The sequence below is a fragment of the Kurthia sp. Dielmo genome, from assembly GCF_000307285.2.
Classification (GTDB): domain Bacteria; phylum Bacillota; class Bacilli; order Bacillales_A; family Planococcaceae; genus Kurthia; species Kurthia populi.
In genome coordinates, this window is the sequence record NZ_CAEP01000236.1 from 1 (window position 1) to 208 (window position 208).

Consider the following 208-nt stretch of genomic DNA (forward strand, 5'->3'; position numbering starts at 1 on the left):
TGGAAATACGCTTGAATTACTGTACCAACGATACCTGGGTATTTGGCATGGACCGCTTCTAAAATCGAAAATGTCGGATGTAAGCGTGAATAATTTTCTTGATCTAAGTTAATAAAAATACCATACTCATACGCTTTTTCAGCAATTTCTAATACATTCTCTAAGCAAAAATCATAATCAATATCCAGACCCACCTGTGATGGCTTAA

General features: G+C 35.1%; 1 protein-coding gene. It reads right to left on the bottom strand.

Features of this window, described 5'->3' with window-relative positions:
• On the bottom strand, positions 1-208 hold a 208-nt coding region (locus tag KTHG_RS00400; RefSeq protein WP_370362740.1), incomplete at both ends, for a proline dehydrogenase family protein.